A 24,943-nucleotide genomic window follows, 5' to 3' on the forward strand; every position below is an offset into this window, starting at 1 on the left:
ATGAACTGAGGGCTGTTTGGCGCGGTGCAGCGCGGTGATTCCGTCTGAAGCAGAGGCCGTAGCAGCCGCCGGTTCACAACCGCGTCGTCAGAGACGCACCCAGTGGTTGTCCATACGCGCACCGGCCAGGGCGTGGGCATGCGGATGCGCGACAGGGCGGTCCCCCTGCGCGTCCTGCAGCGTGCGCGTGAGCCCTGCCGCCCAGAGCTGGTCTTGCGCATCGGCGGCCAGCGCGCATACTTCTTCGAGCGGAATCAGTCCGCGCCAGGTGCCGTCGGCCGCGAAGTGCGCCACGCCGTCGACCCGGGGGCAGCTCACCGCCCAGCCAGCGCGGGTTGCGGCAATGCTGCCACCGTAGCCATACAGCGACCGCGGCGCCGCATGCGGCGTCAGCTGGCGTCCATCGAACCGCGCCAGGATGGGCGCCGCCGCCTTCGCGGCGCTGTCGCCATGCTCGGCCTGCAGGGCAATCCCCAATGTCTTGCCATCGGGGCTCCACGCCAGGTGGCGCAGGCTCAGGCGTTTGTCCTCCAGCCGCCATTGGCCCAGCAGGTCGCCCTTGCGGCCGTCGAGCCGTACCAGAGACGAATCCATGGTGTCCAGATCGCGCTTGACCCGGCCCGTTTCAGGCGATGTGGGCACGCCGCCGTTGGCAACGATCAACGTGGGCGCGCCACGACTGCCGGTGTCCCAGATCAGTTCGTGGGCGTCGATGCCGTGGGTGGGCCACTCGGCGATTTTTTGCAGCGTGGCGGCATGCCGCACGCCGATCAAGCTCTGGCCGGTTTCCGTATCGGTTTCGGTGGTGTAGACGCGTTGGCCGTCCGGGCTGCACAGTGCATGGCCGTTGAAGGAGCGCTCTCCGTCCTGCCACAGCCACAGGGGTGGGCGGCTGCCCCGGCCTGGCTGCCAGTGCACCATCCAGTCGCCCGGTCGGCGGGACACGGCCAGCACCGCGCCGCCGGGCAGCACGCACAGGCCATGGGCGCGGGTCGGCACCTCCATCGCAGCGCGCACCTGCAGGGCCTGGCCCGCGCCTTCGTGCGCTGACAGCGAGCCTATGTAGAAGCTGCCCTCGCGCTCCCAGGCAGCCGCGAGCGAGATGCCTGCAGGGCCGCCTGCGCCGGTGCTGGCCCATGCGCTGCGCGGCAGCACCGTCCACGCGCTGAGGCCAGCGAGCATGGCCAGCACCTGCCGCCGGTTCTGCCCGAGCAAGGGGGGCGCTGGCTGCGCGCAGGGGTTGTGTTTACTAGTCACCGTCCGCATCCGAAAACCCGATGCTCACCTGCAGCGCAGGCGCCACTTCGGATTCGGCCAGAAACTTCAGCGCCGTCAGGTCCTTGGCCGTCTGCTGGATGGCCGCCTTGCTCTGCAGGCCAGACTTCTGCACCTGGGCCATCGACGCGTCGACCTTGTCGGTGGCCTGGCGCAGCTTGTCGGCCAGCGGGTTCAGGCCCTTGCCGCGCAAGTACATCTCCAGAGGCACCAGGGCCTCGCCAGCCGCCGGTATCTCGGCGCTGGCGGGCAGGGTGGTCACGCTGCGCAGGCCGCCCCAGGTGGCCGCCCAGGCCGCCAGCGTGTTGCCGCTGGCGGTGCGGGGGTAGTCGGGTGTGCGCGTGCCCTGTGCTGCGCGCAGCGGCTTGTCCATCTGTGCCCAGCGCAGGCGCTCGATGCCGCCCACCCACTGGTTCACGAATTCGCTGATGGCCTGGGTGGACTGCTCCTGCTCGTCCTCGGCGCCCCAGTCGGTGGTCGCCGCGTCGGCGTAGGCCTTGGCCAGGGCGGCCGATTCCCGCGCCACGTCCTGGGCCACTTCGTGCGCGTAGCTGCAGGCGGGGCTGCCGGGCTGGGCCGGGCGCGTCCACAGCAGCCATTCCAGCGCGGGCAGGCCCTTGGCGGGCGTGCCGATGCGCTCGAAGGCCTTGGCGCCCTGGGGCTGGGTGGCGATGGCTTTTTCGATCAATGCGGGGCGCGTGGGCGTGAAGTCGATGGAGCGCTGACTGCGGCGTGCGATGACCGGGCCGACCGACACAGCGGCGAGCTGCTCCCACGAGCGGGCCGTGGCCTGCCAGGCGGTGCGTGCGGATTCGAGCGCGGCCTTGCCGTCTGCTGCCGGGGCCTGGCAAAGCGCAGCCACGGCGGGCACCAGGGCGCGGGCATCGCGGTCAAAGTCCTGTGCGCGTGGCAGGGCCCAGTGGCCGTAGATGCCTTGCAGGGCATGCACCGTGTCGTAGAACGGCACGGCGTTGCGCTGCCAGGCTGGGGCAGCGGCGGGCACCTGCGCTTGTGCCACCGCAGGCAGCACTGCAGGGGCCAGGGCCGTCAGCCAGAGGCTGGCGCGCAGCATGCGCCGCAAGGTGTTGATCTTCATAGTGACTCCACGAATTTCACAAGCGCGTCCCGGTCGGCCTTCTTCATCTTGAGCACCTGGTCCTTGGCCTCTTCGGCCTCGCCGCCATGCCACAGCACGGCTTCGAGTACGCCGCGCGCGCGGCCGTCGTGCAGCAGGCGGGTGTGGCCGTTCACGTCCTTGATCAGGCCCGTGCCCCACAGCGCAGGCGTCTTCCACTGCCGGCCGTTGGCACCGAAGTCGGGCCGGCCGTCGGCCAGGCGCTCGCCCATGTCGTGCAGCAGCAGGTCTGTGTACGGAAAGATGCGCTGCCCGCTCAGCGCCTTGCTCGTCAGCTGCGGGAAAGGCCCCTCCTGGGTGACGTAGCTCGGGCGGTGGCAGGTGGCGCACTGGGCCTGGCTGAACAATGCCTGGCCGCGCAGCACCTGTGCATCGTTGATGTTGCGGCGCGCGGGCGGGGCCAGCGTGGCCTGGTAGAAGATCACGTCGGCCAGGGTCTTGTCGTCGATCTCGACGCCGGGCTGACCCTGGTCGCCACCGCTCTTGCCGCTGGGGGCGGCCAAGCAGTCCTTTTGTGTGGGTGTGCAGGCCTCTTGCGCGAAGTGGCGCGAGGTGATGCCCATGTCGCCCAGGAAGGCACCGCCCGTCTGGTGTGCAATGGTGGCCACGTTGGCCTTCCAGCCGAAGCGCCCGATCATCATGCGGCCGGCAGGGCCGTCCCACACCTTGTTGGGTACGCCCTTGATGGGGCCGGGCGCGGCGGCCTGGTCGGCTGCATTGGCCAGGATGTCGGCCTCGGCAATGGCTTCGAGCAGGCCCACGCCGATGATCTGCGGCGCAATGCGCGGGCTCGTCATCACGTCCTTGTGCAGGGGGCCGTAGCCCAGGTCGGCAAAACCGTAGATGGGCTTTTGCAGCGTGTAGGGCGTGCCGTCGGCGAACTTGCCCTTGATGGTGTCGTAGCGCAGGGTCACGCGGCCTTCGGGCTTGACGCCATGGATGGCCGCGTTGTTGAACTGGTCGCCGTACACCGGGTCGTGCACCGGCCCGCCGTGCACGTCGGTGCCGGGGATGGACAGGCGAATCAGCAGTGCGACCGTAGGGTCCTTCGTTTCGCCCAGGCGGTTGAAGATCGCTGGCGGCTCGCCCCGGCCGTCCTGCACATGGCAGCCGCCGCACGAGCGCGCGATGAAGTGCGGGCCGAGGCCGTCGCGGGCTTTGGTGGACGCAGGTGCCTCCACCCAGTTGCGCCGGAAGAACGAGTTGCCGATGACGAAGCGCGTGCGCTCCTCATCGGTGAGGTTGGCGGCCGGGAACGAGAAGGCATTGCGGCCGGTGGCGAACACGGTGGTTTCGCCGCCGGTTTTTTCGCCCAGCGGGTCAGGCTGGGGCGCCGCCGTCAACGACTGCAGGCCCAGGCCGCCGAAGCCGGCGATTGCGACGATGCCGATGCTGGCTGCTGCCAGGCGCACGGTGCGCCGGCGGGCAATGGCTTGCGCAGGCTTCATGCTCAAGGCTGGACCAGGGTCAGTTTGGTGATGCCGATCGCGTTGGCTGCGGCCACCAGGTCTTTACTCTGCTGCGTGAGGCTGTCGATGGTCTTCTGGATGCGCTGGCGACCCGGCGCGTCCTTGCCGCCGATGATCTCGCGGTCGAACGGTGCCTGGATGCCCTCAGCGGCAGCGACCGAGGCCGCGATCTGCTTGGTGGTCTTGTCGGCCAGCGCCGCGTCCTTGGCGGCCACCAGGTCGCGCAGCGATGCGCCCTTGACCACGCTGCCGTCGGCACGCTGGTACTCGCCCAGCCACACGTTCTGGATGCCCTTGGCGTTGGTCACCGCGTCGCGGTGGGTGTTGTCCGAAAAGCACGAGTGCTCGTCTTCCTGGTCCTGGCTGTTCAGGGCCACTTCCAGGCGTTCGCCGGCCAGCTCGCCGCGCGAGAGCGAGCCCAGGCCCACGAGCATCTTGCGCACGGACTCCTGGCCGCCCCGCGCGAACTTGCTGCGGTAGTTGTTCTTGGTGTCGGGCGCCCAGGCCTTCACCAGCGAGGTGAGGTCGTCGATGAGCAGGTCGGTCACCACGGTCAGGTACTGGCGGCGGCGGTCCGCGTTGGGGGCCTTGCCGTCCACGAAGTCTTCGAAGTTGCGGTCGCCCGGGCCGGTCTCGGACAGGTCCTGGCCCCACAGAAAGAACTCGATGGCGTGCCAGCCCGTGGCGATGTTCTCCTCGCCGCCGCGCTCGTTCTGCGCCGACAGGTTTTTCTTGTTGATGACGAACTTGCGGTTGTTCACGAGGCCCGCATTGGTCTTGCCCTGCACGCTGTCCACGAACGATTCGTCCATGGGCCAGGCGTTGATGCGGCCCTCGGGCCCGTTGTCGTTGTCGATGGGGCCGCCGTAGAAGCGGAAGGCCTCTGTCTGGCCGTAGAACTCGCGCGCGGCCAGCCATTTTTTGCGGGCGTCGGCCAGCGTGTCTGCCGAAGGCTTGGCGGTGAAGGCCGCCACGGCCTCGCGCAGCGCCTGGGCGCTGGCAAGCGCGTCGGCGTAGTTGGCGTGCACCAGCTGTGCGTAGTGCGCGGCCACGGCCTGGTTCGTCACGGCCTGCTGTGCTTGGGCCTGCGAGGGTGCTGCTGCAGGGGCAGCGGTTTGCGCGCCCGCGCCAGTGCCGTATGCACAGGCGGACAGTGCGGCCACCAGCAGGGAAGTCTTCAGGGAGGGGAACGTCATGCAGGGTCTCCAAGGAATCGCGCAGGCTGCCGCACGGGCGGCCTGTGGCCGGGCGTGGCACCGCGAGGGGATGGCGGGAACGGAGAGGCCGCACTTGGCTGGGTGAGCCCGCGCACCGGTCGGTGCTGGGGCGCGGTAGTGGCTGGGTGGGCGGTGGGAGCCGAAATTATACAAATGGTAGTGATTCGTATTCGACCCAATCCCCTTGCGCGCAGCCGGGATCGGGTGTCACAAAACCGACGCAAAAGCTTCACGGCGATGTCACCTGCGGTTTTTACGCTCCACAGGCTTTGTAACCAATAACCCCCCGAGGAAGACCCCATGACTCAACGTGTGGATGCGCCCGAGCAGGCCATTGACTTCAACAACGAGAACGCCAACACCTCCGCCAACCCCACGTTCGAGTCGGTGCTGGGTGCCCGCCTGTCGCGCCGTGGCCTGCTGCGTGGCAGCGTGGGCTCCGCGGGTACCGCCATGCTGGCCGGCTTTGGCGTGAGCGCTTGCGGCGGCGGCAGCGACGACCCCGCGGTGACGCCTCCGCCCGTGACGCCACCGCCCACAGGCCCCAAGCTGCTGGGCTTCGGCGCTGTGCCCAAGAGCCTGGCCGACGTGCTGGCCGTGCCTGCGGGCTACACCGCCAGCGTGATCTTCGCACTGGGCGACCCCATCGCCGCTGGCGTGGCCGCGTACAAGAACGACGGCACCGACGGTGATTTCGACAAGCGCGCTGGCGACCACCATGACGGCATGGAATGGTTCGGCCTGGGCGCCGACAGCAAGCGCAACGACAACGCCACCGAACGCGGCCTGCTGGCCATCAACCACGAAGCGACTACCGACGAGAAGCTGTCCTCGTATTTCCTGCACGCCAACGGCGGAACCACCACCTTGCCCCGCCCCGCAGCGGAAATTGACAAGGAAACAGCCATCCACGGCATCGCCGTGATCGAAGTGGCCAAGTCGGGTGGCAAGTGGGCTTACGCGCAGAACTCTGCGCTGAACTTTCGCCTCACGTCGCTCAGCCCCATCGAGATCTCGGGCCCGGCGCGCGGCAATTCGCAGCTGTTCACCAAGTTCTCGCCCAACGGCACCACCACCCGCGGCACGCTGAACAACTGTGGCACGGGCAAGACGCCCTGGGGCACCTTCCTGACCGGTGAAGAAAACTGGTTTGGCTACTTCACCCGCGGCGCCGCGGACGACGCAGCGCGCAGCAACGACAAGAGCGTGACGTCCCTCAAGCGCTATGGCCGCACCCAGGGCGCTGCATCGCGCCACGGCTGGGAAAGCGGCGGCGCCGACGACAAGTATCAGCGCTGGAACAACAGCAAGACCGGCACGTCGGTGGACGGCACGGACGACTACCGCAACGAGATGAACGGCATGGGCTACATCGTCGAGATCGACGCCTATGACAAGACCCGCATGGCCAAGAAGCGCACGGGTCTGGGTCGGTTCGCGCACGAGAGCGCAGCGTTCGGCAAGGTGGTGGCCGGCCAGCCGCTGTCCATCTACATGGGCGACGACTCGCGCGGCGAGTACATCTACAAGTTTGTGTCCACCGCTACGTGGAACGCGGCCGATGCCAACGCCAACGACCGCCTGGCCATTGGCGACAAGTACCTTGACAGCGGCAAGCTGTACGCAGCCAAGTTCAACGCCGACGGCACCGGCAGCTGGGTGGAGCTGTCGCTCACCAACACCGCCATCAGCGGCTACACCACCTACAAGTTCGCCGATGCGGCCGACATCGTCATCAACACCCGCCTGGCCGCCGACGCCGTGGGTGCCACCAAGATGGACCGCCCCGAGTGGAACGCCGTGAACCCCGCCAATGGCGAGGTGTACTTCACGCTGACCAACAACAGCGCCCGCAGCGCCAACCCCGGTAGCGGCCAGTACCTGCCTGACGCGGCCAACCCCCGTGCCTACACCGACATGAAGGGCACCACCAAGCAGGACGGCAACCCCAACGGCCACATGGTGCGCCTGAAGGAAGGCACGTCCGTCCTGGCCTTCACCTGGGACGTGTACCTGTTCGGCGCCGAAGCCAGTGCCGACAAGACGCTGATCAACATCTCGGCCCTGACGGACGAGCAGGACTTCTCGAGCCCCGACGGCCTGGCTTTCAGCAAGGCCACGGGCATCTGCTGGATCCAGACCGATGACGGTGCCTACACCGACGTCAGCAACTGCATGATGATGGCGGCCGTGCCCGGCCAGGTGGGCGACGGCAGCAAGAAGACGCTGACGTACACCAAGACCGACGGCAGCAAGTTCGACGTCGTCACGCCCGTGGGCAAGGCGGCCACGGCCGATACGCTCAAGCGCTTCCTGGTGGGCCCCAAGGGCTGCGAGATCACCGGCCTGACCGAAACGCCGGACGGCAAGACGATCTTCGTGAACATTCAGCACCCGGGCGAATCCACCGGAATGGCAAACCTGGGCGACCCCGCCAAGTTCCAGAGCCAGTGGCCTGCCAACGCCGGCTACGGCGCAGGCAAACGTCCCCGCTCCGCCACCATCGTGATCACGAAGAACGACGGCGGCAACATCGGTACCTGAGGTCGGAGTGCGGGAGGGCTGACCTCTCGCGCGTTCGCATCGACCGTTCAGGCCGGCCCCATGGGGCCGGCCTTTTTGCGTTCTGGCACCGCTGAAGGGCTGTGATTGGCGGTGATTTGCAGTGATTTGCAGCAAGGCGCAGTGTCGGGTAGTGATGCTCACTCATGACCACCAATGCCACTGATGCCACTGATGCCACTGATGTCCCTCATGTCACTGATGGGCAGTGATGAGCAGTGACGGCCCCGGGCGCCGCTGTCTCAGTAGTCGGAGCCGTAGGGTGACGGGGGGCGGGTGCGGTACGTTGGCGCGGGTGCTGGCGTCGCTGGAGGCGCTGACGCCGGTGAGGACGCTGGCGCGGACCCCGCCGGTGCAGGCGATGCGCTGCTCCCGCCAGGCGCTGCGGGGTAGCCCATCTGCCCGGTGCCGTCCTTGCTGCCCTTGCGGCCCGCAATCTGCCAGGCGGTGCGCTGCTGGATGAGGCTGGCCAGGAACTCCATCTCCTCGTCCGTGTGGTTGATGGCGCCAGCGGGCGTGAGCAGGCGGCCATTGCGCGGCGCGTTCTCGACCCAGAAGGACTGGTGGTAGGACGCCTCGCTCACCACGCTCTCGCCGCCGGTGGCCAGGTCCACGATGCCGTAGCAATTGCAGAAATATCCCCGGTTGCCCTGGTCCGCAAAGACCTCGGCATACACCCCCGTGCCGCGGATGCCCGCAGTGGCCGTGGGCAGGATGACCTTGCGGTCGGCGCCCTTGCCCCAAACGCTGGCCACGGCGCCGCTGATGAGGCGCAGCACCTTGACGGCGGTGGGCGTGTCGCCCTCCAGCGCCACGTGGGAGTTCTGGCGCACCAGGAAGGCGCCGTCGCCCACGGCAAACACCACCGTGGCGCCCGGGCCGGTCTCGATGCGGTCTCCCGCGGTGATGGTGTGCTGCGGGGTCAGCGCCTCGCCGTTGCGCCGCACGTCGCCGCGCAGCTCCACGATGTTGCTGCGCGACTGGGCCTGGGCGGCCGTCCAGCCGCCACCGGCCACCCAGAGCGCGGCCGCCTGCAGCAGGCTGCGGCGCCGGTGCCAGGCCAGCTCGTCTTCAGTGCGACCCAGCAGCTGGATCGGAGGGCGGGGGCGGTGGGGCTTCATGGGTGGCCTCGTCAGAGGGGTGGTGGGGCGGCTCGAAACAATCGCGGAAGGTGAACACGACCGATGTGAAGAACATGGCGGCCAGCATCATCGCGGCACCCACCATCACACCACCGGAGGCCGCGCCGCTCAATCCCATCGCAGCCAGGAGCGCTGCCGCCAGCGTCACGACCACGCCGCCCAGCAGGAAAACGCCCAGCCACCCGACTCCATAAACCATGAAGGCGCCAAAGTTGCGCAGGCAGGCCACGATGCTGAAGAACAGCGCCTTGACCGGCGGCACGCCGTGCCAGTGCACCAGCCCGGGTGCATGCCAGAACAGCAGCGACAGCGGCAGGTACAGCAGCATCGCCGTCCACATGGCGCTCTGAAAGGCCGCGTCTTCCGCCATCTCCTTGGTCAGGGGTGCGCCGCCCAGGTACACCTTGGCAAACTGCCCGCCGTCGATCAGGGCCGACAGCCCCATCACCGCGAGGAACCCCACGGCGTACAGCGCGCCCAGGACCAGCATGTCGCGCAGCCGCTGCTGGCCGGTGCGAAACGCCACCAGCAGCACGGCCGGCGTGGGAAAGCGCCCTTGAGTGGCCTCGGCCGCCGCCACCATCATCGCCAGCGTGGCCGATGGCAGCAGCGCCAGCGCGATGGCCGGCCCCACCAGCGGGATCAGTGTGGCCAGCGACATGGCCGCCATGGTCATGAAGAACAGCGCCGCCAGCGCCATGGGCTGCCGCCAGAACGCGCGGACGCCCAGCTTGACCCAGGTCATGCCGGTGCGGGCGGGAACGATGTGGAGTTTCATGAATGCAATCGGGAAGAAAAGAGGACCTGCGCCCGCCTGTGCCATCCCCCACCGCCCTGGCCGGGGCCCGCGGCAAAGCGGTGGTGGGAGAAGAACAGGGCTGAATTTACCCCAGTGCCCCAATCCGGGCGCCATGAAGGGTGTCCAGGGTACGGGCTGCGAGGTGGATCTGTGGGCGTGGGGACGGCTAGCCGGTGTGTGGCCAGTGGGCTGCCAATGCGGGGGGTGCCGCGGTGGCGTGGCCGCGCATCAGGCCCTGCGCAGCGGCGACTCGGCTTGGTGTGAAGGGCAGTGGGGCTCAGACAATGGGGCTACAGATGAAGCGGGCGTGCAATTCTGTCCTGCAGCACGCGTTCGAAGTGCGTGGGGTCGTGCGGCGTGAGCATGGCGGCCTCGCGCGGCAGATGGAAGTCCCACAGCCGCGAGATCCAGAACCTGAGGGCCCCTGCGCGCGCCATCGCGGGCAGCAGCTCGCGCTCTGCGGCGGTCAACGGGCGCACGGCCTGGTAGGCGTCCAGCATGCGGGCGGCGCGTTCGGCATCGTGCCGGCCGGTCGGCAGGTCGATGCACCAGTCGTTCAGGCACACGGCCAGGTCGAACAGCCAGGTGTCCACACCCGCAAAGTAGAAGTCGAAGAAGCCCGTGAGCTCTTCGCCCTCGAACATCACGTTGTCGCGGAACAGGTCGGCATGCACGGGGCCGCTGGGCAGCGCCGCGTAGGCAGAGCCCGCAGCCACGTGGTTCTGGTAGGCCAGTTCGGAGCGCAACAAGGCTGCCTGCGATTCGCCGATGTGCGGCAGCACCACGGGCACGGTCTCGTTCCACCAGGGCAGGCCGCGCAGGTTGGGCTGGTGCCGTTCGAAGTCGCGCCCGGCCAGGTGCATGCGCGCGAGCATCGTGCCCACGGCCGCGCAGTGCACGCCCTGTGGCGCCAGCTGGCTCTTGCCGCGCAGTTTGTTGACCACCGCGGCCGGCTTGCCGCACACCGACAGCAGGATGTCGCCATCCTTGTCGGCCCGCGGGTCGGGCACCGGCACGCCACCGTGCGCCAGGTGCTTCATCAAGTGCAGGTAAAAGGGCAACTGCTCGGCCGTGAGGCGCTCGAACAGCGTCAGCACGAACTGGCCCTGGTCGCTGGTCAAGAAGTAGTTGGTGTTCTCGATGCCGCCCTCGATGCCGCGCAGCTCTACCAGCTCACCCAGTTGCAAACGGCGCAGCAGATCTTGCGCCTCGGTGTTGGAGACTTCGGTAAAAACGGCCATCGCTCAGGGGTGCGTAAGGTGAAGGACTGACGAGAGGGGTAGCGGGGCGTGCGGTACGCCCCGGGGGTGACTGCGGCGCAAGAGGCGCAGTAAGTGCTGTTTAGAACTTCAGCACGTTCCACACGCGCGGGCCGGTGGTCGTCTCGGCGCCGCTGTTGCTGCCAGCGCGGCTGCGGGCGCCATCGGGCGACTGCACTTCGTAGCTGGGCAGGTTGCCAGCCTTGGGCTGCACCGAAATCGTCTGCGTCTGGCCGCCCACGCGCAGCTCGTCGACCCGGCTGCCGGCGTCTTCGATCTGAATGCGCTCGGTGCGCTGATTGCCGCGTCCACCGGTCTGCTCTGGTTCTGATAGCGCCTCGCGCTTGTCTGCCGTGCCCTGTGGGGCAGTTTGACTGGTAGTTTGGGCCAGGACGGGGCTGGAGGCCATGGCCAGCAGCAAAAGGAGGTGTACAGCGCGCATGGGCGGGATTGTAGAGCGCCGGCCGTGGCCGGGCTGCGCGTGCACAATTCGCCCATGACCGAAGAATCCTCTGCATCCCCCAGCTCCGCCACAGCCCTTGAAGGCACGCTGACCTCCGCCGCGCAACCGTCTGGCGGCAAAAAGACGCTGGTGCTGGTGGACGGCTCCAGCTACCTGTACCGCGCCTTCCATGCCATGCCCGACCTGCGCGCGGTGCCGGGCGACCCGGAAAGCCCCGCCACCGGTGCCATCCGCGGCATGATCAACATGCTGCAGGTGCTGCGGCGCGAATTCCCGTCCGGCTATGCCGCCTGCGTGTTCGATGCAAGCGGCCCCACCTTCCGCGACGACCTGTACCCCGAGTACAAGGCGCAGCGCTCCCCCATGCCCGACGACCTGCGCGCGCAGATTGAGCCCATCCACGAGGTCGTGCGCCTGTTGGGCTGGCCCGTGGTCTGCGTCCCCGGCGTGGAGGCCGACGACGTGATCGGCACGCTGGCCGCGGTGGCGGCGGCGCAGGGCGTGGAGGTGATCGTCTCCAGCGGCGACAAGGACCTGTCGCAACTGGTGAACGAGCACATCACCATCATCGACACCATGAACGGCAAGAAGCGCGACGTGGCGGGCGTGACGGCCGAGTTCGGCGTGCCGCCATCACTGATGGTGGACTACCAGACCCTGGTGGGCGACACGGTGGACAACGTGCCCGGCGTGCCCAAGGTCGGCCCCAAGACGGCTGCCAAGTGGCTGGGCGAATACGGCTCGCTCGATGCCCTCATCGCCCGCGCCGGCGAGATCAAGGGCGTGGCGGGCGAGAACCTGCGCGGCGCGCTGCAATGGCTGCCCACCGGACGGCAACTCGTCACCATCAAGACCGACTGCGACCTGGCCGGGCATGTCGACGGCCTGCCTGCCATGGATGCGATCGCCATGCGCCAGGAAGACGCCGCCCCGCTGCGCGACTTCTATCAAAAGTATGGCTTCAAGGGCCTGGCCCGCGCGCTGGAATCCAACGCGCCTGCGGACGCCAAGGCCAATTCCAAGTCCAAGGTCACACTGCCGGGCGCCAGCGGCGACCTCTTCGAATCTCCCGAGGCGACCTTCGTGGCCGAGGCTGCGCAGGGCCGCGAGGTGTCGTACGAAACCATCCTCACCTGGGCCGACTTCGACCGCTGGTTGGCTAAGCTGCAGACGGCTGAACTGGCTGCCATCGACACCGAAACCACGTCGCTCGACGAACTGCGCGCCGAGATCGTCGGCATCAGCTTCAGCGTGGAGCCCGGTGCCGCCGCCTACATTCCGCTGCGCCACGCCGGGCCCGATGCACCCGAGCAATTGCCGTTCGACGAGGTGCTGGCCAAACTCAAGCCCTGGCTCGAAGACGCCAGCCGCCCCAAGCTGGGCCAGCACATCAAGTACGACCGCCATGTGTTCGCCAACCACGGCATCAACGTGCAGGGCTACGCGCACGACACCATGCTGCAAAGCTACGTGCTCGAAGTGCACAAGCCCCACGGCCTGGCCAGCCTGGCCGAGCGCCACACCGGCCGCAGCGGCATCAGTTATGAAGACCTGTGCGGCAAGGGCGCCCACCAGATCCCGTTCGCCCAGGTGGCGGTGGACAAGGCGGCGGCCTACTCGTGCGAAGACTCCGACCAGACGCTGGACGTGCACCGCGTGCTCTGGCCCATGCTCGAAGCCGAAGGCCCACTGCGCGGCATCTACGAGCTGGAGATGGCCAGCAGCGAAACCCTGTTCCGCATCGAGCGCAACGGCGTGCTGATCGACGCCGCCACGCTGGCCAACCAGAGCCACGAACTGGGCCAGCGCATCCTCAAACTGGAGCAGGACGCCTACGAGATCGCGGGCCAGCCCTTCAACCTGGGGTCCCCCAAGCAGCTCGGAGAAATCTTCTTCGACAAGCTGGGCATGCCAGTGGTCAAGAAGACCGCCACCGGCGCGCGCAGCACCGACGAAGAAGTGCTGGAAAAGCTGGCCGAGGACTACCCCCTGCCCGCCAAGCTGCTGGAGCACCGCAGCCTGTCCAAGCTCAAAGGCACCTACACCGACAAGCTGGCCCAGCTGGCCAACCCGCGCACCGGCCGCGTGCACACCCACTACGCACAGGCCGTGGCCATCACCGGCCGCCTGTCCAGCAACGACCCCAACCTGCAGAACATCCCCATCCGAACCGTCGAAGGCCGCCGTGTGCGCGAGGCCTTCGTGGCGCCGGCGGGCAGCGTGATCGCAAGCGCCGACTACAGCCAGATCGAGCTGCGCATCATGGCCCACATCAGCGGCGACGAATCGCTGCTGCACGCGTTTCGTAACGGCCTGGACGTGCACCGCGCCACCGCCGCCGAGGTGTTCGGGGTGGAGGTCGACCAGGTAAGCAGCGAACAACGCCGCTACGCCAAGGTCATCAACTTCGGTCTCATCTACGGCATGAGCAGCTTCGGCCTGGCCAAGAACCTGGGCATAGAGACCAAGGCCGCAGCCGCCTACATCGACCGGTACTTTCAGCGCTACCCCGGCGTGAAGCAGTACATGGACGAAACCAAGGCGTCCGCCAAGGCGCGGGGCTATGTGGAGACCGTCTTCGGCCGCCGCCTGTACCTGCCCGAGATCAACTCCCCCAACGGCCCGCGCCGCAGCGGCGCTGAGCGGGCGGCCATCAACGCGCCGATGCAGGGCACGGCGGCGGATTTGATCAAGAAGGCGATGGTGGCGGTGCAGCAGGAGCTGGATGCGAACAAGCCGGGCATCAAGATGATCATGCAGGTGCATGACGAACTGGTGTTCGAACTGCCCGAAGGGGAAGTGGAGTGGGTTGGCACGCACATTCCGCGGTTGATGGCGGAAGTGGCGGATCTCAAGGTGCCATTGCTGGCCGAAGTCGGTGTGGGGCCGAACTGGGACAAGGCGCATTGATGTCGGGGACGATCATGTCGCCAAGATTGGAAGCTACTGGCTTTTGACGTTAAGAACCGCAAGTGCCTGATCCGGTCGTAACGAACTGGCCGGCAAGAAAGCCGGAGTTCGGCCAGGAGCGTAGGTGCAATGACAGGTGTTGAGTTCATCGTTCTCGCTCTTTGGGTAATGCTCCCCCCATGGTTGGTGGGTGCGTTACTGCTCTGGCGTTTCAAGCGCGGAGTGGCGCCCCAGATCGCGTTCTTGCTGTTCACGATGTCAATCGCAGGCGCAACCTTTGTTCTTGCTCCACGCGGGATGGGGCGCTTGCTAGGAATTCATGATGTAAGTGTCATGGGTAGCCAGATCATGCTTTCGCCGCTCGGTCTGGTGTCAGCGTTCTTAGCTTGGCCGCTATCCGCACGCTTGTTGAACCGTCGGTGACCATGACTCCAGACATGTGACGTGGGCACGTATGGGCTGTGCACTTCGTCCGATAGACGACGTCAGGTCGTGGAGCCAAGGTTTTATTGAGGTCCGCCAAGGATCGACCTGACCGGGGCATAGGACCGATCCAGCGCTCCCTCATGGTTCAGCCGTTTTGCCGGACATTCTGCAATGCCCAGCGTTCCATCCATCGCATCGCTAAACTGGTTCATCGCTCGATCACGCCGCCTCTGCCCACCCATTCCTGGAGCCCCTGAATGTCCAACACTACCCCCTACACCCCACCCCCCATCTGGCAATGGAACAAGGAAAGCGGCGGCCAGTTCGCCAGCATCAACCGGCCCATCGCAGGTGCCACGCATGACAAGGAGTTGCCCGTCGGCAAACACCCGCTGCAGCTGTACTCGCTCGGCACGCCCAATGGCGTCAAGGTGACCATCATGCTGGAAGAGCTGCTGGCCCTGGGCCACAGCGGTGCGGAGTACGACGCGTGGCTGATCCGTATCAACCAGGGTGAGCAGTTCGGCAGCGGCTTCGTCGCTGTGAACCCCAACTCCAAGATCCCCGCGCTGCTGGACCGCAGCGATGCCGCCCACCCGGTGCGCGTGTTCGAGTCCGGCGCCATCCTGATGTATCTGGCCGAGAAGTTCGGTAGCGCCTTTTTGCCCAAGGACGTTGCTGCAAGGGCCGAATGCCTGTCATGGCTGTTCTGGCAAATGGGCAGCGCGCCGTTTCTGGGCGGCGGATTCGGCCACTTCTATGCCTATGCGCCCATGAAGATCGAGTACGCGATCGACCGCTACGCGATGGAGGTCAAGCGCCAGCTCGATGTGCTCAACCAGCGGCTGGCCGTCAACGAGTACCTGATCGGCAGCGAATACACGGTGGTGGACATCGCCATCTGGCCCTGGTACGGGTTGCTGGTCAGGGGCCAGGCGTACGAGTCCGGCGAGTTCCTGCAGGTGCACGAATACACGCATGTGGTGCGCTGGGCCGAGCAGGTGGCGCAGCGCCCGGCGGTGCAGCGTGGACGCATGGTGAATCGTGTCACGGGCGACACGGCCGGCCAGTTGCGCGAACGGCATGACGCCAGCGACTTCGATACCAAGACGCAGGACAAGCTGGACGCTGCCTCGGGCTCCTCGCCCGCACAGTGAGCGCCAGGGGCTGGCATCGGCCATAACGATAGCCGTGGAGCCTCTCTGGCCGACGCGCCGCTACCGCATGGCTCCGCAATGCGGACATGCAAGGATTGCGCAACCGGCCCATTCCTTGCATCGTCTCGCCATGCGCCTTCGCCACATTGAAGTTTTCAACGCCGTCATGCTCACCGGCAGCGTGAGCGCGGCGGCCCGCCTCATCAACGTCACCCAGCCCGCGGTCAGCCGCATCCTGGCCCACGCCGAACTGCAGCTGGGGTTTCCGCTGTTCAATCGCTTGAAGGGCCGCCTGGTGCCCACCACCGAGGCGCAGACGCTGTACCCGCACATCGAGCGCCTGTTCACCCAGCTCGACGACGTGCAGCGGCTGGCCAACAGCCTGAAGGGCGACCAGCGCGAAGGCGAGCTGCACATCCTGAGCGTGCTGGCACTCAGCTATGAAGTGCTGCCGCGCGCGCTGCGGTTCTTTCGCCAAGCCCACCCGGATGTGGTGATCACCATCGACGCGCTGCACTCGCCGCAGATCATCTCGGCGCTGGTGCTGCAAGAGGCCGACGTGGGCTTTGTGTTCAGCGCCGTGGCGCACCCCTCGCTCACGCAGGAGCATCTGGCCGATGGGCGCATGCTGTGCGTGGCGCCCAAGGGCATGCTCAATGCGGCTCTGGTGCAGTCCGGCACCGTGCATCTGGCCGACTTGGCGGAGACGCCCGTGGTGCGACTGGATGTGCGCGACCCCATCGGCACGGTGGTCAGCCATGCGTGTCGCGAAGCAGGCGTGGGCTTGAACACTGCCATCACGGTGCAGACGTACCACGCGGCGTTGGCACTGGCGCACCACGGGCATGCGGTGGCGGTGGTGGATGCATGCACTGCCGCATCGGCGGATCGCAGCAAGGTCGATGTGCTGGCGCTGGCGCCCCACATCGCCGTGCCCATCAAGTCGCTGCGCACTGTCAACCGGCCCAGCTCGCTGCTGGCGAGCGCCATGACGCGCTGCATGCGCCAGGCGGTGGCGGAGACCATGGAGTCTGTGGGCGTGCCGGTGGTCGAGTGACCTGGTCGCTCCGCATCGCCTCGGAACACAGTGTCCGTGGTGTGGATGTCGATGTGATGCGGAGGAGGGCGAGACGGCAGAAACGTCAGGCAGGCACCAGCCATTGCCCCACCTGCGCCGCCGTGCCGAACGCGAGCGTGAAGCCCAGCGCCCCGTGCCCGGTGTTCAGCAGCAAGTTGTCAGGGGCGCTGGCGTGGTGCCCCACCATGGGCACACCGGTGGGCGTGGCCGGGCGCATGCCCGTCCAGGGGCGCAGCTGCCCGAAGTTGCTGCAGCCCGGAAACACGGCGCTGGTGGCTTTGCACAGGCTATCGATCCGCGCAGGCGGGATGCTGTCGTCGTGGCCCACCAGCTCTGCCATGCCCGCGACACGCAGGCGCCGGCCGATGCGCGCGAACACCACTTTGCGCGCCGCGTCGGTCACGCTGACGTGTGGAGCAGTGCCGGGTGCGTCCGTGGTGTCCAGGGTGATGCTGTAGCCCTTGAGCGGGTAGACCGGCAGGCGAAACCCCAGCGTCTGCGCGGCCTGGTAGCTGGCGCTGCCCAGGGCCAGGACGAACTGCTGCGCTTCGACGTCACCGGCGCTGGTGCGGGCGGCCACGATGCGCCGGCCCTCGCGCGCAAAGCCGTGCACCCGCGCACCCAGCACAAAGCGCACACCGCGCTCCGCCAGCCGTTGTTGCAAGCCCAGGCAGACCTTGAGGCAGTCGGCAGCGCATTCACTGGGCGTGTGGATAGCGCCTGCAATACGGCTTTGGTAGTGGGCCAGGGCCGGCTCTATCTCCACGCACCGCTGTGCAGACACGGCTTCCTGCCGGCTGCCCCAGGGGCGTTGCAGTTCCATCTGCCGGCCTGCCGCAGCCAGGCCTGCAGGCGTGTCGTACAGCACCAGTTTGCCGGTGGTCGAGAAGTCGCAGTCCAGTGCTTCTGTCTGCAGCATGGCGTCGAAGTGATGGCGGCTCAGCGCAGCGAGGGCCAGTAATTGCCGGGTGCTCTGCTCCGACGTGCGGCGGTTGCAAGCGCGCAGAAATTCCAGGCCCCAACGCCACTGGTGCACATCCCACTGCGGGCGTAGCTTGAGGGGCGACCGGGGCGACAGCAGCAGCTTGGGCAACTGGCGCCAGATGCCGGCATCCGCCAACGGCTGCACGTAGCTGTAGCTCAGTTGCGCGCCGTTGCCGCCGCTGGCGCCCGCCCCGGGCTGGGCCTGGTCGATCACGGTCACGGCCAGGCCGCGCTGGTGGAGTTCGTACGCTGTGGCCAGGCCAACGATGCCTGCGCCGAGAACACATACCTGCATTGGGTGGGACTGGGGGGTGAAGGGGTTGGAGGATGGGGTGCGGGACTTGAGGCCACTGTAGGGCGCGGGCCCTCGCCTGAACAATGCCAATGCCGCCGGTGGCCATGCCGGGAAGTTATGTGCGCCGCCCGAAGCGGTGCGCGGATGCGCAAGGTGGGCCTGCGGGCGCGTGAAATGGCACTTGGATGGTGCGGCTGCCTGCACCAAACTGGCGGCATAACTTTTGGTCATGGCCTACCTGTGCAAATGAATTGTTCAAGGGAAGCGCAAGTTCCTACAGTGCACCTGCGTTCCGGTTTTTTGCATTTGCCGGTTCACACGGCCACTGGATGTTTTCTGTGTCAGTGTGATCCGGCCCCCCCCGGCTTTTTTCGGTCGCACCACGTCCATTCACTGCTCATTGTTTTGCACAAAGGGATTTCCATGAAGCTCTCTGCCGTCACCTCCGCCGCCTTCGTTGTTGCCACCGGCCTCCTGGCCTGCACTGTGGCCCAGGCCGACACCCTCAAGAAGGTGGCCGAGTCGGGCAAGATCACTGTGGCCTACCGCGAGTCGTCGGTGCCCTTCAGCTACCTGGCGGGCCCGGGTGCGCCGGTGGGCTTTGCGGTGGACATTACCAACGCCGTGGTCGATGCGGTGAAAAAGCGCGTGAACAACCAGTCCCTGAAGGTGGACCTGCAGGCCGTCACGTCGCAAAACCGCATTCCGTTGCTGCAAAACGGCACCATCGACCTGGAGTGCGGCTCCACCACTAACAACAGCACGCGCGGCAAGGACGTGCAGTTCGCCATCAACTATTTCTACACCGGCACGCGCTTGCTGACCAAGAAATCGTCGGGCGTGAAGAACTACGCCGACCTGGCCAAGAAGAAGGTGGCCAGCACCTCGGGCACCACCAACGCGCAGGTGATCCGCAAGTACAACCGCGACAACAACCTGGACATGGACATCGTGCTGGGCAAGGACCACGACGACGCCGTGCTGCTGGTGGACAGCGGCCGCGCCGAGGCCTTCGCGATGGACGACATCCTGCTGTTCGGCCTGATGGGCAACATGCGCAACCCGGCGGACTGGACGGTGGTGGGCGATTCGCTGCAGGTCGAGCCCTATGCCTGCATGCTGCGCAAGGACGACCCGCAATTCCAGGCGCTGGTCAACGGCGTGATCGGCGGGATGATGAAGTCCGGCGACTTCGACAAGCTCTACACCAAGTGGTTCAACTCGCCCGTCCCCCCGCGCAACCAGAACCTGAGCCTGCCCATGAGCAAGGAGTTGCGCGACAACCTGGCCGCGCAGAGCGACAAGCCCGCCATCTGACGCACGGACCGGAGCGCGCATGCCAGTGTCTGCAAGCCACAGCCCGCAGCCCCAGGTGGTGGGGATCCTCGGCGGCATGGGCCCTGCCGCGGGGGCCGACTTCGTGCGCCTGTTCGTGCAGGCCTGCACCGACCGCATGGGTGCCCTGGGCATCCCCGTGCACGACCAGGCCTACCCCGAGCACTGGCTGGCCCAGGTGCCCATTCCGGACCGCACGGCGGCGCTGAACGACACCCGCGAGGGCGCGCACCAGCCGGCCGAGCCCATGCTGCAGGCCACCGGCCGCCTGGCCGCGCTTGGCGCGCGCGTGGTGGCCATTGCCTGCAACACGGCGCACGCCTGGCATGGCCTGCTGCAGCAGCGGTTTCCGCAGATGGTGGTGCTGCACGGCATGCAGGAGGTGGTGGCGGGCTTGGCTGCCCAACAGGTGCAGGGAGTGGGCCTGCTGGCCACCCGCGGTGCCTACGACGCGGGCCTGTACCAGCGCGAGCTGGCACGCAGCGGCATCGAGTGCTTCGTGCCCACGGCGGCGGAGCAGGACGTGCTGATGCAGGGCATCTACGACGGCGTGAAGGCCGGCAACTACCGCCTCGCGCGCGACCGCTTCGAATCCGTGTCGCGGGCCCTGCAGCAGCGCCACAACGTGTCCACGCTCATCATGGGCTGCACCGAGATCCCGCTGGCGCTGAACGACAGCCCGCGCCTGCCGGGTGTGGCGCTGGTCAACCCCACCCTGGTGCTGGCCGGCGCATTGGCGCGGCATGCCTACCGCGATGCGGCGCAGCCCGCATCCTGCCGGGGCTGAACACCATGCGCCACTTCGTTCCCGGCCTGCGGCAGCCGCTGAGACCCGCAGCGCTCTGTGCCGCGCTGGCTATGGCCTGGGCCGGCTGTGCTGCTCAGGCCCAGCCTGCCGCGGGCGTAGTGGCAGGGGGTTCCACGGCACCACAGGCCCCAGGCCGCACGCTCGATCGCATCCGCACCACCGGCACGGTGGTCATCGGGCACCGCGAGTCGTCCGTGCCCATGTCGTACGTGGCCCATGGCACGCCCATGGGGTACAGCGTGGACGTGTGCCTGCAGGTCGCGCAGGCGCTGGGCCGCCACCTCAAGCTGCCCGCGCCACGGGTGGCCTACCGCCTGGTCACGTCGGGCAACCGGTTCGACGCCATCGAGAAGGGCGAGGTGGACCTGGAGTGCGGCTCCACCACCAACACCGCGGCACGCCGTGATCGCGTGGCCTTCACCATCGCGCACTTCATCGCCTCGTCGCGTATCGTGGTGCAAAGCGGCAAGCCGTATTCGCGCATCGAAGACCTCGATGGCAAGACGCTGGCATCCACCGTGGGCACGACCAACATCGACTCCCTGGCGCGCGAGGCCGCGGCCAAATCGGTGCGGGTCAAGATCAAGCCCGCCAAGGACCATGCCGAAGGCTTTGGCTGGGTGGTCGATGGCAAGGTCGAAGGCTTTGCGATGGACGACGTGCTGCTGTTCGGCCTGCGCGCCAGCCACAGCCGGCCGGAGGACCTGAAAGTCATCGGCAAGCCCATGACCATCGAGCCCTACGCCATCGCGTTCGAGCGCGGCAACCCCGAACTCAAGGCCGTGGTGGATGCCGAACTGCGCCGGCTCATCCAGGCGCGCGAGCTGCACCGCCTGTACGACAAGTGGTTCACCGCGCCCATCCCGCCCCACGGGCTGAACCTGCACATGCGCATGCCGCACCTGCTGGTGGATTCGCTCAAGTACCCGTCGGACTTTGTGCCGCAGTGAGTGCGGCGGGCGGCGGCGCGAACACCTCGAACCGGTTGCGTCCCGCGCGCTTGGCGCGGTAGAGCGCGGCGTCGGCGGCCTGCACCAGGGTGTCGGAGCCTGCATCGGGCTGGGGCACCACGCTGGCCACGCCGAGGCTCAGCGTGAGCATGGCGGCCGTGGGCGAGCGCGGATGGGGCAGGGCGGCGGCGCGCAGGCTGTCCATGCAGCGCTGGGCCACGGTGGCGGCATCGGGCAGCAGGGTGTCGGGCAACAGCAGCACGAACTCCTCGCCGCCATAGCGCGCGGCCACCTCGTCGGCCCGGCGGATGGTGGCCTGCAGCAGCTGCGCCACGCGGCGCAGGCACTCGTCGCCCGCGATGTGGCCGTAGTGGTCGTTGTAGAGCTTGAAGTGGTCGATGTCGATCAGCACCACCGCCAGCGGCGACCGGTGGCGGCCGCAGCGTTGCCATTCGGTGGCCAGCCGCTCGTCGAAGCGGCGCCGGTTGCCGATGCCGGTGACGCCGTCGGTGGTGGACAGCAGGGCCAGCTTTTCGTTGGCGGCCGCCAGCTCCTGCTCCTTGCGCACCAGTTGGGTCACATCGGTGCGCACGCCAGCGATGCCGCCCTGCGGTGTGCGCCGTTCGTCGGCCTGCAGCCAGCGCCCCTCCGGCAGGCGCTGCAGAGCGGCCTGGCTGGCGGCGCGGTGGTCGGCGACACGTTGCACGATCCAGGCCTCCTCGTTGCCCACGGCGTCCAGGTATTGCCCGCGCTCTGCGCCGTAGCGCGCAATCTGCTCGAAGGTGCTGCCCGCCACGATCATCGGCGCGGAGATGGGGTAGAGCTTGCGGTACTGGGCGTTGCACACCACGAGCTTGTCGTCCGCGTCGAACAGGGCAAAGCCCTCGGGCAGCGATTCGACCGCGTCCTGCAGCAGTTCGCGCGCAGAGTGCGCGGCCTCTTGCGCGGCCTCCAGCGCCTGGCGCTGCTCGATCAGGTCGGTGATATCCAGGCGCACCGCCACCACATAGTTCTCGGGTGTGCGGGTCTCGTAGATGTTGATCCAGCGGCCGTCGGCCAGCCGCTGCACCAGCGTGGAGGTGCGGCTGCCGTGCTCGGACAGGCGCTCGGCGATCCAGGCCTCCTCGCGGCCGTGGGCGGACGGTATCAGCCCCCGGTCCACCGAATGCCGCAGGATGTCGGCAAAGTGGCTGCCCAGGTGCTCGGCGTAGTTCATGTGCGGGTACATGCGCGACAGCTGCTGGTTGTACAGCACCAGCCGGTCCTGCTCGTCGAAGATCTCGATGCTGACCGGCAGCGCCTCGACGGCACGCTCCAGCAGTTGCCGGATGCGCAGGCTCTCCTGGCGGGCGGCCTCGGCCACCTGGCGCTGCTCGATCAGGTCGGTGATGTTGAGGCGCACGCACACCGTCATGCCCGATGGCGTGCGGCTTTCGTGCATGTGCATCCACGCGCCCCCGGGGTAATGGCGCACCTCGGGGCCGGGGCGGTGGCCGCGGATCGCCAGCTCGTGCGCCAGCCACAGCTCTTCCTGCCCCGCGGCCTCTTCGGGGATGCCGTGGCGCAGGCCTTCGCGCAGCAGCTCTTCGTAGGTGCGGCCCAGCATGGCCTGCACCGGCACCTGCGGGCGCAGGCGGGCCATGTGCTCGTTGCACAGCACCAGCCGGTCGTTCTCGTCGTAGATCTCCAGGCCCGCGGGCATCGCATCCACCGCTTCGCGCAGGCTGCGCTCGGCGCGTTCAGCGTGCTGCAGCGCCTGCTTGAGTGCGCGCTCCTTGTGCACGATGTCGGTGATGTCGCTGCGCAGCACGACCACGCCGCCGCCGTCCAGCGTGCGCTCGGTCAGCTGCATCCAGCGGTCGCCGCGCACCTCCTGCACTTCGGGCCCGGTGGGTGCGCGGTGGCGCGCCAGGCGGCGGGCCAGCCACGCCTCGACGTCCGGCACGGCATCCATGATCTGGCCCGAGCTGGCGGCGCGGCGCAAGGCATCTTCGAAGCGGGTGCCATAGGCCAGCGGCATGTCGGTGCCCGGCGCCACCTCGCGGTAGCGCGCGTTGCACAGCACCAGGCGGTCGTCCGCGTCGTAGATGGCCAGCCCGTCGGGCAGGATGTCGAGCGTGGCCAGCAACTGCGCGCTGGCCCGCTGGGCTGCCTGCAGCGCAGCATCGGCATCCGCCTGCAGCCGCTGCGTGCGCCGCGCCAGGCGCCAGTGCAGGCCAGCGATCACCAGCAGCAGCAGGCCGGCCACGACGAACGCGGCCAGGACGGGCGTTGTCAGGGTGTGGCTGGCCAGCGCCCAGGCCAGCAGGCCCAGCCCCATGGCGAGGCACACACCGCACACTGCGGCCACCAGGGGTGCCACAGGTTCTTCGCGCGGTGGGGCAGCGGTCATGGTCGGTGGGTCCCAGGTTGGCGGACGCAGGGCGGGGCACGGGGGGCGATGGGCCGTTGCGCGGGTGCTGACGTGCACCTGCATGGTGCGGCATGGCGGGCGGACCGGTCAAACCCTGGACAGGTTCGCAGAAAGTTCGGGGCGTGTCATCCATTAATTCCCCCAGAGTTCCAACCTGCGCTGCAGCCGTTGCATAAAGCCCCTAGACTGCGGGGCCGTTCCTGAGAACAGGTTCTGTTGTCTGTCTTTGTTTCAATTCCTGGAGAAACCGATGCTCACTGAAGACCTCCATTCCGACGCCAACGCACTGTTGCCCGGCCGCACCACCGAGTCCGGCGCCACCCGCCGCACCGCGCTGCAAGCCGCACTGGGCCTGGGCTACGCCGCCGCTGCCGCGCCCATCATGGCGCAGACGGCCATCGCCACGCCCAGCGACGGCCTCACGGCCGGGGAGGTGAGCTTCACGGTCAATGGCTTCAAGGTGCCGGCGTACCGCGCCGCGCCTGCGGGCAAGACGGGCCTGCCGGTGATCCTGGTGATCCAGGAGATCTTCGGCGTGCACGAATACATCGCCGACACCTGCCGCCGCTTTGCCAAGGCGGGCTACCTGGCCATCGCGCCGCAGCTGTATGCGCGCCAGGGTGACCCATCGCAATACACTGACGTCGCGAAGCTGATGGCCGAAGTCGTCTCCAAGGTGCCCGATGCCCAGGTGATGGCCGACCTGGACGGCGCCGTGGCCTGGGCCACGGCCAACGGCGGCGACGGCGCGCGCGTAGGCATCACCGGCTTTTGCTGGGGTGGCCGCATCACCTGGCTGTACGCAGCCCACGGCCCGGTGAAGGCCGGCGTGGCCTGGTACGGCCGCCTTGTGGGCCAGGCAAGCGACCTCACGCCCAAGCACCCGGTGGACATCGCACCCATCCTCAAGGCGCCGGTGCTGGGGCTGTACGGTGAAAAAGACACCGGCATCCCCCTTGACACGGTTGATAAGATGAAAGCTGCCCTGACCGGTGGTTCGCCGCAGGCCAAGGCATCGGAGTTCGTGGTGTACCCTGACGCGCCCCACGCCTTCCATGCCGACTACCGCCCCAGCTACCGCAAGGAAGCGGCCGAAGACGGCTGGAAGCGGGCGCTGGCCTGGTTCAGCAAAAACGGCGTGGTGTGACAGCCACGGCCCATCTGCCGCAGCCGAAGCCGCCCCGAGGGGCGGCTTTTTTTACCCCTGCGGCAGGGCACGGACATTTGAAAGAAAATACGCGCTGGCGCTGATCCATAAAGCACAAG

General features: G+C 67.6%; 18 protein-coding genes. 8 read left to right on the plus strand and 10 right to left on the minus strand.

Annotated features, from left to right (window positions below):
- Window positions 1–87 precede the first annotated feature (87 nt).
- From ASF16_RS02130 to ASF16_RS02145, 4 genes are all read right to left on the minus strand, one after another.
- A complete protein-coding gene (locus ASF16_RS02130) occupies window positions 88–1,182 on the minus strand; it encodes a DUF1513 domain-containing protein (protein WP_235507226.1) in 1,095 nt (364 codons plus the stop codon).
- A gap of 67 nt (window positions 1,183–1,249) precedes the next feature.
- Window positions 1,250–2,371 (minus strand): imelysin family protein, encoded by a 1,122-nt coding sequence (locus tag ASF16_RS02135; protein WP_056161945.1) that lies wholly within the window; start codon window positions 2,369–2,371, stop codon window positions 1,250–1,252.
- Window positions 2,368–3,858 carry a di-heme oxidoredictase family protein gene (locus ASF16_RS02140; protein ID WP_056161948.1) on the minus strand — a complete coding sequence of 497 codons (1,491 nt, stop codon included), beginning with the start codon at window positions 3,856–3,858 and terminating at the stop codon, window positions 2,368–2,370. The genes ASF16_RS02135 and ASF16_RS02140 overlap by 4 nt, the downstream gene beginning before the upstream one ends.
- Window positions 3,859–3,860: 2 nt before the next feature.
- The gene (locus ASF16_RS02145) at window positions 3,861–5,075 is read right to left on the minus strand and encodes an imelysin family protein (protein WP_056161951.1); all 1,215 of its coding nucleotides are present in this window, start codon (window positions 5,073–5,075) and stop codon (window positions 3,861–3,863) included.
- A 321-nt stretch (window positions 5,076–5,396) separates the two neighbouring features.
- Between ASF16_RS02145 and ASF16_RS02150 the strand changes: the two genes are divergently transcribed.
- Entirely contained in the window at window positions 5,397–7,640 is a 2,244-nt protein-coding gene (locus tag ASF16_RS02150; RefSeq protein ID WP_056161954.1) for a PhoX family phosphatase, read from the plus strand.
- A 260-nt stretch (window positions 7,641–7,900) separates the two neighbouring features.
- Here the strand turns inward: ASF16_RS02150 and ASF16_RS02155 are convergent, their stop codons facing one another.
- From ASF16_RS02155 to ASF16_RS02170, 4 genes are all read right to left on the minus strand, one after another.
- Complete coding sequence (locus tag ASF16_RS02155) at window positions 7,901–8,779, minus strand: iron dicitrate transport regulator FecR (protein WP_056161956.1); 879 nt, start codon at window positions 8,777–8,779, stop codon at window positions 7,901–7,903.
- Window positions 8,730–9,578, minus strand: coding sequence for a BPSS1780 family membrane protein (locus tag ASF16_RS02160; protein ID WP_056161959.1), 849 nt, complete (start codon window positions 9,576–9,578; stop codon window positions 8,730–8,732). The genes ASF16_RS02155 and ASF16_RS02160 overlap by 50 nt, the downstream gene beginning before the upstream one ends.
- Window positions 9,579–9,889: 311 nt before the next feature.
- Entirely contained in the window at window positions 9,890–10,840 is a 951-nt protein-coding gene (locus tag ASF16_RS02165; RefSeq protein WP_056161961.1) for a homoserine kinase, read from the minus strand.
- 100 nt (window positions 10,841–10,940) lie between these two features.
- Window positions 10,941–11,300, minus strand: a complete 360-nt coding sequence (locus tag ASF16_RS02170; protein ID WP_056161963.1) for a hypothetical protein — start codon at window positions 11,298–11,300, stop codon at window positions 10,941–10,943.
- A 54-nt stretch (window positions 11,301–11,354) separates the two neighbouring features.
- Between ASF16_RS02170 and polA the strand changes: the two genes are divergently transcribed.
- From polA to ASF16_RS02185, 3 genes are all read left to right on the plus strand, one after another.
- Window positions 11,355–14,231 (plus strand): DNA polymerase I, encoded by a 2,877-nt coding sequence (gene polA, locus ASF16_RS02175; RefSeq protein ID WP_082516711.1) that lies wholly within the window; start codon window positions 11,355–11,357, stop codon window positions 14,229–14,231.
- Between the two features lie 683 nt (window positions 14,232–14,914).
- Window positions 14,915–15,814 (plus strand): glutathione-dependent disulfide-bond oxidoreductase, encoded by a 900-nt coding sequence (yghU, locus tag ASF16_RS02180; protein WP_056161965.1) that lies wholly within the window; start codon window positions 14,915–14,917, stop codon window positions 15,812–15,814.
- Window positions 15,815–15,944: 130 nt separating this feature from the next.
- On the plus strand, window positions 15,945–16,871 hold the full coding sequence (locus tag ASF16_RS02185) for a LysR family transcriptional regulator (protein WP_056161967.1): 927 nt from the start codon (window positions 15,945–15,947) through the stop codon (window positions 16,869–16,871).
- A gap of 85 nt (window positions 16,872–16,956) precedes the next feature.
- On the opposite strand, the gene ASF16_RS02190 is transcribed toward ASF16_RS02185, so the two are convergent.
- Window positions 16,957–18,171, minus strand: coding sequence for a D-amino acid dehydrogenase (locus ASF16_RS02190; protein WP_056161969.1), 1,215 nt, complete (start codon window positions 18,169–18,171; stop codon window positions 16,957–16,959).
- Window positions 18,172–18,594: 423 nt separating this feature from the next.
- Here ASF16_RS02190 and ASF16_RS02195 point away from each other — a divergent pair, with 423 nt between their 5' ends.
- The 3 genes from ASF16_RS02195 to ASF16_RS02205 are packed head-to-tail and all read left to right on the plus strand — an operon-like array spanning window position 18,595 to window position 21,264.
- Window positions 18,595–19,488, plus strand: a complete 894-nt coding sequence (locus ASF16_RS02195) for an amino acid ABC transporter substrate-binding protein (RefSeq protein WP_056161970.1) — start codon at window positions 18,595–18,597, stop codon at window positions 19,486–19,488.
- A gap of 19 nt (window positions 19,489–19,507) precedes the next feature.
- Window positions 19,508–20,293, plus strand: a complete 786-nt coding sequence (locus ASF16_RS02200; RefSeq protein WP_056161972.1) for an aspartate/glutamate racemase family protein — start codon at window positions 19,508–19,510, stop codon at window positions 20,291–20,293.
- 5 nt (window positions 20,294–20,298) lie between these two features.
- A complete protein-coding gene (locus tag ASF16_RS02205; protein ID WP_082516689.1) occupies window positions 20,299–21,264 on the plus strand; it encodes an amino acid ABC transporter substrate-binding protein in 966 nt (321 codons plus the stop codon).
- On the opposite strand, the gene ASF16_RS02210 is transcribed toward ASF16_RS02205, so the two are convergent.
- Window positions 21,233–23,656, minus strand: a complete 2,424-nt coding sequence (locus ASF16_RS02210) for a GGDEF domain-containing protein (RefSeq protein WP_056161974.1) — start codon at window positions 23,654–23,656, stop codon at window positions 21,233–21,235. The two genes, ASF16_RS02205 and ASF16_RS02210, sit on opposite strands and share 32 nt — an antisense overlap.
- Window positions 23,657–23,927: 271 nt before the next feature.
- Here ASF16_RS02210 and ASF16_RS02215 point away from each other — a divergent pair, with 271 nt between their 5' ends.
- On the plus strand, window positions 23,928–24,824 hold the full coding sequence (locus tag ASF16_RS02215) for a dienelactone hydrolase family protein (protein ID WP_056161977.1): 897 nt from the start codon (window positions 23,928–23,930) through the stop codon (window positions 24,822–24,824).
- The last annotated feature ends 119 nt before the right edge of the window (window positions 24,825–24,943 follow it).

The organism is Acidovorax sp. Leaf78 (genome assembly GCF_001422735.1).
In the GTDB taxonomy this organism is placed as follows: Bacteria; Pseudomonadota; Gammaproteobacteria; order Burkholderiales; family Burkholderiaceae_C; genus Acidovorax.

Excerpts from the sequence above, each read along its gene's own strand:
- ASF16_RS02150 (WP_056161954.1), top strand. The coding sequence starts at position 5,397 with ATGACTCAACGTGTGGATGCGCCCGAGCAGGCCATTGACTTCAACAAC.
- ASF16_RS02135 (WP_056161945.1), bottom strand. The coding sequence starts at position 2,371 with ATGAAGATCAACACCTTGCGGCGCATGCTGCGCGCCAGCCTCTGGCTG.
- ASF16_RS02165 (WP_056161961.1), bottom strand. The coding sequence starts at position 10,840 with ATGGCCGTTTTTACCGAAGTCTCCAACACCGAGGCGCAAGATCTGCTG.
- ASF16_RS02130 (WP_235507226.1), bottom strand. The coding sequence starts at position 1,182 with ATGCTCGCTGGCCTCAGCGCGTGGACGGTGCTGCCGCGCAGCGCATGG.
- ASF16_RS02140 (WP_056161948.1), bottom strand. The coding sequence starts at position 3,858 with ATGAAGCCTGCGCAAGCCATTGCCCGCCGGCGCACCGTGCGCCTGGCA.
- polA (WP_082516711.1), top strand. The coding sequence starts at position 11,355 with ATGACCGAAGAATCCTCTGCATCCCCCAGCTCCGCCACAGCCCTTGAA.
- ASF16_RS02170 (WP_056161963.1), bottom strand. The coding sequence starts at position 11,300 with ATGCGCGCTGTACACCTCCTTTTGCTGCTGGCCATGGCCTCCAGCCCC.
- ASF16_RS02205 (WP_082516689.1), top strand. The coding sequence starts at position 20,299 with ATGCGCCACTTCGTTCCCGGCCTGCGGCAGCCGCTGAGACCCGCAGCG.
- ASF16_RS02215 (WP_056161977.1), top strand. The coding sequence starts at position 23,928 with ATGCTCACTGAAGACCTCCATTCCGACGCCAACGCACTGTTGCCCGGC.
- ASF16_RS02155 (WP_056161956.1), bottom strand. The coding sequence starts at position 8,779 with ATGAAGCCCCACCGCCCCCGCCCTCCGATCCAGCTGCTGGGTCGCACT.
- yghU (WP_056161965.1), top strand. The coding sequence starts at position 14,915 with ATGTCCAACACTACCCCCTACACCCCACCCCCCATCTGGCAATGGAAC.
- ASF16_RS02145 (WP_056161951.1), bottom strand. The coding sequence starts at position 5,075 with ATGACGTTCCCCTCCCTGAAGACTTCCCTGCTGGTGGCCGCACTGTCC.
- ASF16_RS02160 (WP_056161959.1), bottom strand. The coding sequence starts at position 9,578 with ATGAAACTCCACATCGTTCCCGCCCGCACCGGCATGACCTGGGTCAAG.
- ASF16_RS02210 (WP_056161974.1), bottom strand. The coding sequence starts at position 23,656 with ATGACCGCTGCCCCACCGCGCGAAGAACCTGTGGCACCCCTGGTGGCC.
- ASF16_RS02200 (WP_056161972.1), top strand. The coding sequence starts at position 19,508 with ATGCCAGTGTCTGCAAGCCACAGCCCGCAGCCCCAGGTGGTGGGGATC.
- ASF16_RS02190 (WP_056161969.1), bottom strand. The coding sequence starts at position 18,171 with ATGCAGGTATGTGTTCTCGGCGCAGGCATCGTTGGCCTGGCCACAGCG.
- ASF16_RS02195 (WP_056161970.1), top strand. The coding sequence starts at position 18,595 with ATGAAGCTCTCTGCCGTCACCTCCGCCGCCTTCGTTGTTGCCACCGGC.
- ASF16_RS02185 (WP_056161967.1), top strand. The coding sequence starts at position 15,945 with ATGCGCCTTCGCCACATTGAAGTTTTCAACGCCGTCATGCTCACCGGC.